This is a genomic window from Microcoleus sp. Pol11C3, from assembly GCF_036701485.1.
In the GTDB taxonomy this organism is placed as follows: domain Bacteria; phylum Cyanobacteriota; class Cyanobacteriia; order Cyanobacteriales; family Microcoleaceae; genus Microcoleus.
The window spans coordinates 1-10,470 of the sequence record NZ_JAUBQW010000179.1; the positions used below are offsets into that span (position 1 = coordinate 1).

The following is a 10,470-nucleotide window of genomic DNA, read 5'->3' on the forward strand; positions in this document are numbered from 1 at the left end:
CTGGCACATCTCTTGATGAAATTATTCGTGCTTATTGTGCATGAATAGTGTCTCATACTTATTTGAAATGACTATAACTGCTCTAACAATTCATCCTTAGCAATCAGAGTCCCGCCTTCAGGATTATCCGTACTACCCTGAGTGTGTATACAATAGGCGAGAATTTCCATCAGCCGCCGTAAATCATCTGCATCTAAACATTTGAATCCCGGCTTCTCTGTCATGTTTTTGTTAGCATCCCAATTTTTTAACAGTGTTTCCACAGCTTTTTCATAAAGCTTGTGGCGTGACCTCGGCAGTACAGCTTGATAGCGGTGAATCAAAGCAATGATTGTCAGCAATAGCGGATTTCTTGCCAACAATTTAATGCGGTCATTTTCATCCAGGGCTTTTTTAATGCTATCTTTGCGGCGTTGAGCTTTCGCCGCATCTGGAACGCGGCTGTCGTACCAGCGATTAATAAACTCATCAACCTTAGCATCATCAAACAGTTGTAAATGATAGTGTTCAAACTCCGAAGTTTTAAAAAAATCGCGTTTGTAACCAGCAGGGCGAGAAGTAATAATTGCCAGATTTTGATGATACTGCCCCAAAAAATTCTCAATCTGCTGCACCACCGCATAGCGCTTGGATTCTTCCACAACCTCATCCAATCCATCCAACAAAATCATCGCCCTACCGTCGGCCAGCCAATACTCAAAAAAGCCTTCTGGCAGCCGTTTCACGGACATAGTTTTCTCAGCAAACTGGCGGGCATAGTCGAGGAGATTGATATCTGAAAGCCTAGCAAAATCCCGAATCTTAATCAAAATCGGCAAGCAATCTATCCCAGAATCCCAGCCGAGTTTTTCTGGAGCATTCTGAGCCAACATCACCGCAAAAAAGCTCAGTAAAGTTGTCTTGCCAGAACCATGAGCGCCCAGCAAGACAAATTTATTTGATTGATTTTGATTCAATAATTGTGAGGCTAAAAACTTTCTTACAGAGCGATTTTCTCTTTGCATCTGTTGAAGGTTTTTGCCTTCTCCCAATTCTTGGAAGAGACTATAAATATTTACCTTTTCCTCTTCCAAGACATCCGGCATTACAAAAATCTGAGCCAATTTTTCCGATTTTTCTATTTCCTTACCTTCGACTGCAATGCCAGCAAACTTAACATCATCAAACCAGTTAGCCAGTTGCTTCAAATAGTCTGCTTTGGCAACTTTAAACCTTAAATAACTACTTGTTTTATGGAAATAGGTTTCAGCAAAAACCTCCAACCACTCATGCAGTTTTTTGGGAGCGAATCTGCCTTGAATTTTCTTGTGTTCTGGCACTGTCGCATTAAATGCTTCAACTAAAAACTCAACTTGAGGCTTTTCTTGGTTGTTGAAAGGTTTCAGGAGTTCTGGAAGTGCTGCACCCGTCAAGAAACTTTTAAGGAAATCTTCGACTACACCCTGTTCGCAAGCAGAGAATAATTTATTTTTATCGGCAGCTTCGATCGCACAAATACAAGCTTTTTCAAAATCGCTAGGATTCAATTTTTTCATAGCTTCTTTGAATCCTATTTCTGCCAGTTTAGCCATTGCTGGTGCTAGCTTTCCTAATAGTCCGATTTCAAATGTCATGGTAAATTTAATAAATATTTGTGATTAATATAGTTTACACTGGTATTATTATCAATTTTAGTGATATTTAAAATTTTCTTGTGGGGTGGGCATCTTGCCCGCCCCGATCGCCCTTATGGAAAATGCAGTCACATCTCAGGTCAGATAAACCCTAGTTTTAAACAGGCCTGGGCACTTCGTAAGTCAAAAAGTCATAGGCCATTTTTGTATTCGGAAAAATTGCCTGGGCTTCCTTGAGCAAATCGTCCAGGACGATCGCATTTCCGGGAGCATAACGCGGGCTAAAATGCGTCATAATTAACTGTTTCGCCCCAGCTATCAAAGCCACTTGAGCCGCCATTGTGGAAGTTGAATGCAGGCGATCAAATGCCATTTGAGCATCTTGATGAGCAAACGTAGCTTCATGAACCAACAAATCAGCATCCTTCGCTAATTCCACGGCCCCGTCACAAAAAACCGTGTCAGTACAATAAACAAACTTGCGCCCGATTTGGTCTGGGCCACAAAAATCAGTACCTTTAAACTGTCGCCCGTCCTCTAACTTTACCGTCTTTCCTTGTTTTAATTGACCGTAAATTGGCCCGGAAGGAATACCCACAGCCTTTGCTTTTTCAACATCAAAATGCCCCGGACGGTCTTTCTCAGTTACTCGATAACCAAAAGCAGTAACTCGGTGCTTCAAAGGGCCACAGCTAACAATATATTCGTCATCTTCATAGATTACTCCCTCGTGAATTTTGTGTATCTTAACCGGGTAAGAAAAATGTGTTTGAGAATAGCGAACACCAGCTTGCAAATATTCTTCAAGTCCCGGAGGCCCGTAAAGATCGATGCGCTTGACATTCCCGGCCAAACCGCAGCTAGCCAGCAAACCCATTAAGCCGAAAATATGGTCGCCGTGCAGGTGAGTGATGAAAATGCGGCTTAGTTGGCTGACTTTGAGATCACTGCGGAGAAACTGGTGCTGAGTTCCTTCGCCACAGTCAAACAGCCAGAGTTCCGCTCGCTGGGGCAACCGGAGGGCGATGCTGGAAACGTTGCGCGATCGGGTTGGTACGCCGGAGCTAGTTCCGAGAAATGTAATCTGCAAGAGTCAAATCACCTCAATTAAGTCTTAAAAAATATGTTACATATATCCAGAGTGCGACAAATCCGACATATAGGAAATAGTCGCAGGCAGGAACCGGGATAAATCGCTGTTCCTGCGAACATCTCTTCGCTAAAATCATTTTTGACAAGCGTACAGAGTGATCCACCCAATTCTAACGTTTTGTTTCTTCCGTTCCCCTTCCTTTTTCCCTTGCCTTCCCTTAAAAATTCTTAAACTCATACAGCATAGGAGGAAAATTTTCAAATGCAGTCAGGAGTATTTTTTAGTTCCGTTTTTTCGACATTAAAAAAACGCTACTTTTGGATTTCGTTGTTGTTTTGGCTGGTAATGGTAGCCCCAGCACAGGCCGCGCTGATCTTGCGAGTGGCGGTTGAAGACGGGGCAAGTCAGATAAAAGTCGGCAGTTCTACTAAGGCTGCAATCCGCGACGGTAGCGGGCGCAATTTGGGCGAACTGCCGGCAAACAGTTCTCAGTCCGCTCAATTTCGATCGGGAACAGTGGCGATCGGTCGCTGGGCCGCCAACCAAGTTTGGATCGAGCCGACCGGGAACGGTTATGTTTGGATTGGCGATCGGTGGTATCGGGGACGCACGCTTCTAGTTCCCGAAAAAGGAGCCTTGACTGCCGTCAACTACGTCGATATCGAACAGTATCTCTACAGCGTTCTCGGCGCCGAAATGAGTGGCAATTGGCCTCAAGAGGCTTTAAAAGCGCAAGCAGTCGCCGCACGTTCCTACGCTATCCACCAGCGCCTGAAAAGCGAAACCGAGCTTTACGATGTGGACAACACTCAGTCTTCGCAGGTTTACAAAGGACTACAAACAGAATCTTCTGGCACTTATTCCGCAGTCGATGCAACCGCAGGTCAAGTTCTGGCTTACAACGGTCAGATTATTTTAGCCGTTTTCCACTCTGCGTCTGGGGGACATACTGAAAATGTCGAGGATGTTTGGACGGAACCTCTGCCTTACCTGCGTGCTGTTCCTGACTTCGACCAAGGGGCGCCGGTTTACCAATGGAAAGAAAGTTTTTCTCGGGCTCAAATCAGCAGTAAGATTTCTGGCGTGGGCAATGTGATCTCGATGAAGCCAGAACGCACTACGGCTTACGGCAGCGTTTTGAGCATGAAAGTAGTTGGAGATGGCGGTTCTAGGATCATGACTGGCGCAGATTTACGCCGGGTTTTAAATTTGAGGAGTACGCGGTTTACCGTGATTCCTCAGTATGGGGGCGGTGGGAACCCAAGGAACAGTGGCCAAGCTCCTACCGGTTTTCAAGTTGCTGGCAAAGGTTTCGGCCATGCTGTAGGAATGAGTCAGTGGGGTGCCTACAATTTGGCCAGACAGGGATACGGCTACCAGCAAATTTTGTTGCACTATTACCGGGGTACTACTTTGGCTAGAATTGCAGTCCAGTAACTGCTGGGAATGGGCAAGGAAGAAGCAAGTTCGGCAACGGATTAGCTTTCTGAGGATGTAACGGATGTCAGGGGGAAGGAAGAAGGGGGAAGGAAGAAGGGAAAAATAGCTATTTCTGTATCCGTGACTTCCGTGTTTTGAATACAACGAATTGGGAATTGGGAACTTGTACCGCCCTTCGACTACGCTCAGGAACCGCGTAGTGGCAGGCCAGGAACCGCGTAGCCGAAGTATTGGAAATTGGGAATTGGGAATGACTAATGACTAATGACTGATCACTAACTACATGACTAACTACATTAAGGATTGCTATGCAAAAGTGGGAGTATTTATTTGTGGATGCGAATATGTATCCTTTTGGAAACAAGCTGATTAGTTTATATGTAAATGGTGAAGAACAGCGAGATTGGAAACAAGGCTCGCTGCATCTATTTGTCAATCATTTGGGCGAGGAAGGATGGGAACTTGTGGCTCTGGATCACGACTCGAAGTATGACCAAAATTGTTTGATTTTTAAACGCCCTAAGCTTATTTAATAAAACTCGGAGTATAAAAAAATCTGACATCAATAAAAATTGATATTTTCCACAATTCTTAGCAAGGGGCTAGAAGCCCGTTCCACACACAACAAAGATATTTTATTGTGCAACAGGCATCTTGCCGGGTATTGAAATGGGTGCAAGATTTTAGTTCAACGTAACTTAACAACAAACAACTGTTTTTTGTCATTATTATTACAAGTTATCCGAGCGATCGATCCTGCGGTGCCATTCGGCATCTATTTTGGCTGACTGTTCTAGTTCTTGTTGGGTTAATTCGGTTTCTGTTGTATAAGCTAAGTCTTCTCCAGTCAGAACGTTCTCTGCTGCAAATTCCCGGGCGTAGGCCAATTTTTGCTGCAAGTTAGTATCTGGTTCATTTAATAACATTGCTCGCTGCTGCCGCTTCTGATTGCGGGCTTCTATCCGGCTATTTTTCCACTGAATCCAGAAGTAGCGAATTAAAGGAAGTGCCAGAAATCCGACGCCGTAAATCAGGATCATTGGATAAATAGCGCTGACGAAACCGATAAATCCACCTGCGATCAAATTATTAGTTAATAAATTCCCCAAAACTAACGCACCGACAAGATTGACGGCTCCTAAACCTGCTGCGAGCATGATTTGGCCGGAGTCGGCGCGGCTGAAACGCCACAGCATTTCTCGCAAATAAGCTGCTACTGGTTGAGGATTTTGCTGGGCGGCTGTGGTTTGCAATTGCGGAAAGTGGTAGACTATTTGCCCTTCGGGACTGACTTCGGGGCGACCGTCAAAACGAGCGAGAGCCGGTAGCATATATTCTTCGTATTCTTGGGCGTATCCCTGTCCGAGATTGTCGAGATAGGGCGCAATTTGTTCGGCGGCGACTGCGCCTCGGTTGTTGCGGATTGCGGCGGCAATATCGCTCCACTTACGCTCTTCTAAATGGTTATTGGGATTGCCGTCTCCAAATATAAAGGAGAAAACTGCTTCCAGAAAACTCATCTGGGGTTTTTGGCCGGTGACGCGCGATCGCTGCTGGTAGTATGGTTCGTCATGGTTCCAGTAAAACATCCAGATTAAGTCATTCCAGAAGTAGGGAAAATAGAAAAAGCCTCCGCCCCCGCCACCACTCTCTCCTCCGCCTCCGCCTCCGCCTCCCCCGCTATCGTTGTTGCTCATGCTGGAGAGTAAAAGCGTGATCGCAACAAAAATTAAGAGGATGGAAGCTACCAGCACTAGGCCAAAAGATATCCGAATCAAGTAAAATAAAATGCGCCAGATTTTTTGCCACCATTCCTGCAACTGCAAGCGCAAGAATTTGTTTCGCAAAATATCTCGAAAGTTCTTGGGAAATAGGTAGGCAATGTCGCCGGATTCTGCTACTTGCAGGTTGCCGCCTGCTTCGGAGGCGAGGGTTAACAGTTCTCGCTGGGCAAAATTGACATCTAATCCAGCTTTTGCTGCCACGTCTCCAACCGTAACGCGGTAGCCAAGTTGTTCGACGGCTTGCATAATGGTGGGATTCGGAGCCATAGGTTTCTCTCTGTGAAAATTACCCGGTTATTTTTATTATATATTGCGGGAATTCGAGCTGGTTTTGGCGATCGCGTTTCTGATTTTTTTTGAGGCTGCCCTTGACTTTGGGGCAAAATATTGCTAGTGTTTTGCCGAATAACTTTTAAGTATGGGCAGAACTCGGATAGCTTAATAAAACTTTGTGATTGAATTTCTCCTCCCAGGCTATTTGCTGGTTTGCTCTGAGGGTCAACGACGGGGATTATGGGTACAGTTAGTAGGGTACGGTGCGCGATCGCCTGTTGGCATTACTTTTCGCGATCCGAAGCGAAGGAAAGCCATCCAAGAGGATTGCCGCTGCACCCTCCAGCAGAACTTTTTCCACCGGTGCGGGTTTTTGTAAGTTTTGTGTGGAGTGCGAGAGAGAGGTTAAAGTAATCTAGTTTTTTTGCAAGTCTTGCAAGACTTATATAAAATAGATAGAGCTTGCGCGGGTGTTAAACCCAAGGGCGTGTTTTAAGGTTCGCACTTGCGATCGAGTAGGCTTTTTAGCGCTCTCAACACAACTGCCAACTAAAACAGTTGGGCAATTATTAATAGGAAAACTTTACAGGCTAATTTTTCTGATTAGCCACTAACCAAAGAATCGCATATGCCAAGAACTCAACGCAACGATAACTTTATTGACAAAAGTTTCACGGTAATGGCTGATATCATCCTGAAGATTATGCCCGCGAAAAAGCAGGCGAAGGAAGCTTTTGCTTATTACCGGGATGGTATGTCAGCTCAAGCAGATGGCGAATATGCTGAAGCGCTGGATAATTATCATGAAGCGCTGAAGCTGGAGGAAGATCCTTACGATCGCAGTTATGTCTTGTACAATATGGGGCTGATCCATACTAGCAACGGCGAACACGATAAAGCTTTGGAATATTACAGCGAGGCTTTGGATCTCAATCCGAGAATGCCGCAAGCGCTGAATAATATTGCTGTAATTTACCATTATCAAGGGGAAAAGGAAAAGGAAGCTGGTAATCTTGAAGGGGCGGAAGGGCTGTTTGATAAAGCTGCGGATTATTGGAAGGAGGCTATTCGCTTGGCCCCTAACAATTACATTGAGGTGCAAAATTGGCTGAAGACGACAGGCCGATCGCAGATTGATGTGTATTTTTAACCTCAGTTGTTAGGTAGAACAAGCCTGATAGGGTAAAGAGAAAGCTGTGGTTTTAAGTGTGGAGTGGTAAAGTAAAAACTCTTGCACTTAAAACTCACAAATCATAACTAAACACTAATCACCAATTCCCAATTACAGATTTTTATGATTGACAGAGAAGAAGTTCGGAAAGTAGCGAATTTAGCGAGATTGGAATTAACGCCTGAAGAAGAAGAGCAGTTTACCAGTCAAATGAACGGTATTTTGGATTATTTTGAGCAGTTGAGCGAACTGGATACAAGTAAGGTACAGCCGACAACGCGGGCGATCGATGTTAGCAATGTAATGCGATCGGACGATTTGCAACCTTTTGCTAAGGGAGAAAGTATTTTGGAGGGAGCTCCCGATCGCGATGGGGAGTTTTTCAAAGTGCCTAAGATTATGTAGGATTCCCGCTGCGTAGCTAACTGAGGGAAACCTTTGAGGGTCTGGCTCCTAGACCCACCCCAAAAGCAGATTAAACTAACTGTGGAACAAGTAATAAGTAAGCGCGGTAGAAGCCACCCTACAAGCCGATTAAACTGATAGAAACCTAACACAATCTCACTCATAGTGATAAATCGGTAAAGTTCATTTTGGGGTGACAAATAGTCATGTACGTATTAATTGGTGGAGCAGGAATGATGGGGCTGGGTTTGGCCCAGCAGTTATTAAAACTCGGTCATACGGTTGCAATCATCGATGCCGACCCACTTGCTTGTCGCTTTGCTCGTGAAAAAATCGGAGTCATGGCATTTGAAGGCAGTGCGGTGAGCACAACGGTTCTTCTAGAAGCAGGAATTAAACAAGCAAACGCAGTCGTTGCAGCACTCAGGGACGATGCACTGAATTTAGCGCTGATCACCCTATCCAGAAGCTATGGCATTTCCCATATTGTGGTGCGAATGCGCGATCGCGAATTCATGGAAGCCTATCGACTTGCCGGAGCCAGTCACATCATAAGCACGATTGATTTGGCAGTCGCAACAATGGCAAATGCGATTGAATACCCTCAAATCGAATCGATGATGCACTTTGAACAAGGACAAGTTGAGGTGCTAAAGCTGCCAGTTCCAGGCGATTGCAATGTGGCAGGCCGCAGCGTTGCTCAAATTGCTCAAGATCCTCGTTTTCCAAAAGGTTCGCTGATTATTGGTTATCAACGCCATGCCTGCGCCAATCTGGAGATTCCGAACGGCAATACTGTTCTAGAAGCAGGTTCTACGATCTTGGTCGTCACCCGTCCAGAGCTAGTTCACCAGATGATTGATTATCTCGGCATTCGCGCTAGTCATCTGCCAACGTTAGAAGTTTCTCATCCAAATCTTTGATGTAAGGCTCAACCAGATCCTCTGGAACAATTCGCTTGCGGAGGGCATCGCTAACTGCTCCTTTTTCTGCTAGGAGCAATCGCCGTCGAATCGTATCTAGCCCGCTGCGATCGCCCTGTACTTGTCCAGCCCGATGTTTATTGTAGAGATCGCGCAGCACTCGTTCAGAGTGTGCTACTCGTGCTTGATATGATGCCCACAACTCTTCGTAAACTGCCTTCGGTAACACGCCAGATTTCAGCAAACTATCTAACTCATCTTGAGCTGCTTTGGAAGCGATCAACTGAATCTGTAACTGCCCAGCTTCCTGCATTACATCAGAAACACGGCTAATTTTTAGTCGTTTTACCATCCAGGGTAAACTTAATCCCTGTCCGACCAAGGAGAATAAAACTGCACCGAAAACCAGGGCAATGATGTTATCCCGTCCTGGTAGGGTCAAGGGAATCGCAACAGCTAAGGCCATTGATAGAGACCCTTTAATATTCCCTAAAACCAAAACGTGCTGCCAGCGTAGCGGAATGGGGCGATCGAACCAGCGCAGCCCCGCTAATAACAAATAGACTGAGAGAATCCGTCCCAGTTGATAGGCTAGAATGACGAATAAAATGGATGGCAAAATTTTCCACAGCGTCAGCGGGTTAATTTCAATCCCAATCAGCAGGAAAATAAACGTATTGACGCCAAAACCAGCGTATTCCCAGAAACTCAGCAAGGTAATCCGATCCGAGGCAGACGAACTGCGAGGCAGCCCAAGGTTGCCAAAAACAAGTCCGGCGATGACCACCGCCACCGCGCCCGATACGCCTAAAAATTGTCCGATTTGGAAGGTTCCCAATGCGAGAGCGACGGTTAGCAAAAGGCTACTCAACCGATCGTTCAAGCGAATAAATATCGGCACGCTCAAATAACCTAAAATACCCCCGACCAGTGCCCCACCTAAGGCAACCACGAGCAGTTCCTTCACGCCTTGTATAGGGGTGAGAGATCCTGTCGCGTAAATGACCAAAACCAAATTAAATGAAATTAGAGCAGCCGCATCGTTAAACAGAGTTTCTCCTTCGACGATGGTGGATAGCCTGGAAGGTACACGGATCTCCTTAAATACCGCGATCATCGAGACTGTATCAGTGTTTGCCAGAATGACTCCGATCAGCAACGCTGGAATCCAGTCTAGCTGCAGCCCAAATTTAACCAGAACAGCGATAATTGCTGAGGAAAAGATCGAGCCTGGGCCCGCCAGCAGGGCGATCGGCTTAAAGGTGCTGCGGAGACGGCTGATATCGGTATTGATAGCTGCTTCAAAAATCAGAATTGGTAGGAAAAGATTTAATACTAAAGAGGGGTCTAAACCAATTCGACGCGACAAGAGCTCCGTAATGGGCAAGCCTGCTAACACTAAGCCCGTCACATAGGGAATTCGCAACCGTTGGGTTACGAGTGCCACAATAGTTGCAATCAGCAGCAGAATAATCAAGATGATGACCAATTCAGGAATGACTCCTGCCGTTTGGCTATTTGTAGCAGGATTGCTGCCCAAGGGAGGTGCTTGCGCTACAATCGACTCGATCATCGATACTCCTCTCATAAACTCGTTTTCCTCAAATAAATTGACAGATCAACTACGGTTTTAGTCTACAGGAAACGGTTTACTCTGTTGTACAATTAACTGCAATTTATGTGGTATATTTGGGTGCATCTCACTTTTGCGAATGTGTCACAAAAGAGTTAAAATGAAAAACCTAGTAAAATCGTCAAATAAAGATGA

At 45.4% G+C, this 10,470-nt stretch carries 10 protein-coding genes; 6 read left to right on the forward strand and 4 right to left on the reverse strand.

Translation table 11 applies throughout. From position 1 onward, the window contains the following. Positions 1 to 71: 71 nt before the first annotated feature. Positions 72 to 1,613, reverse strand: a complete 1,542-nt coding sequence (locus QUA40_RS25720) for an NACHT domain-containing protein (protein ID WP_333131129.1) — start codon at positions 1,611 to 1,613, stop codon at positions 72 to 74. Positions 1,614 to 1,770: 157 nt separating this feature from the next. After that, the gene (locus tag QUA40_RS25725; protein WP_333131131.1) at positions 1,771 to 2,703 is read right to left on the reverse strand and encodes a ribonuclease Z; all 933 of its coding nucleotides are present in this window, start codon (positions 2,701 to 2,703) and stop codon (positions 1,771 to 1,773) included. Positions 2,704 to 2,967: 264 nt separating this feature from the next. Here QUA40_RS25725 and QUA40_RS25730 point away from each other — a divergent pair, with 264 nt between their 5' ends. Continuing rightward, positions 2,968 to 4,143, forward strand: coding sequence for a SpoIID/LytB domain-containing protein (locus QUA40_RS25730; RefSeq protein WP_333131133.1), 1,176 nt, complete (start codon positions 2,968 to 2,970; stop codon positions 4,141 to 4,143). A gap of 311 nt (positions 4,144 to 4,454) precedes the next feature. Continuing rightward, positions 4,455 to 4,679 (forward strand): hypothetical protein, encoded by a 225-nt coding sequence (locus tag QUA40_RS25735; protein ID WP_015174403.1) that lies wholly within the window; start codon positions 4,455 to 4,457, stop codon positions 4,677 to 4,679. Between the two features lie 198 nt (positions 4,680 to 4,877). Here QUA40_RS25735 and QUA40_RS25740 read toward each other — a convergent pair whose 3' ends face one another. After that, positions 4,878 to 6,197, reverse strand: a complete 1,320-nt coding sequence (locus QUA40_RS25740) for a hypothetical protein (RefSeq protein WP_333131135.1) — start codon at positions 6,195 to 6,197, stop codon at positions 4,878 to 4,880. Between the two features lie 184 nt (positions 6,198 to 6,381). On the opposite strand from QUA40_RS25740, the gene QUA40_RS25745 reads away from it, so the two are divergent. The 4 genes from QUA40_RS25745 to QUA40_RS25760 all read left to right on the forward strand — a co-directional run bounded on the left by QUA40_RS25745 (position 6,382) and on the right by QUA40_RS25760 (position 8,702). Then, positions 6,382 to 6,582 carry a hypothetical protein gene (locus tag QUA40_RS25745; protein WP_333131137.1) on the forward strand — a complete coding sequence of 67 codons (201 nt, stop codon included), beginning with the start codon at positions 6,382 to 6,384 and terminating at the stop codon, positions 6,580 to 6,582. Between the two features lie 249 nt (positions 6,583 to 6,831). Then, entirely contained in the window at positions 6,832 to 7,353 is a 522-nt protein-coding gene (locus QUA40_RS25750; protein WP_333069564.1) for a photosystem I assembly protein Ycf3, read from the forward strand. A gap of 144 nt (positions 7,354 to 7,497) precedes the next feature. Next, a complete protein-coding gene (gene gatC, locus QUA40_RS25755; protein ID WP_190739596.1) occupies positions 7,498 to 7,779 on the forward strand; it encodes an Asp-tRNA(Asn)/Glu-tRNA(Gln) amidotransferase subunit GatC in 282 nt (93 codons plus the stop codon). A 206-nt stretch (positions 7,780 to 7,985) separates the two neighbouring features. Further along, positions 7,986 to 8,702, forward strand: coding sequence for a TrkA family potassium uptake protein (locus tag QUA40_RS25760; protein ID WP_333131139.1), 717 nt, complete (start codon positions 7,986 to 7,988; stop codon positions 8,700 to 8,702). On the opposite strand, the gene QUA40_RS25765 is transcribed toward QUA40_RS25760, so the two are convergent. Next, the gene (locus tag QUA40_RS25765) at positions 8,659 to 10,275 is read right to left on the reverse strand and encodes a sodium:proton antiporter (RefSeq protein WP_333131141.1); all 1,617 of its coding nucleotides are present in this window, start codon (positions 10,273 to 10,275) and stop codon (positions 8,659 to 8,661) included. The two genes, QUA40_RS25760 and QUA40_RS25765, sit on opposite strands and share 44 nt — an antisense overlap. Positions 10,276 to 10,470: the final 195 nt, after the last annotated feature.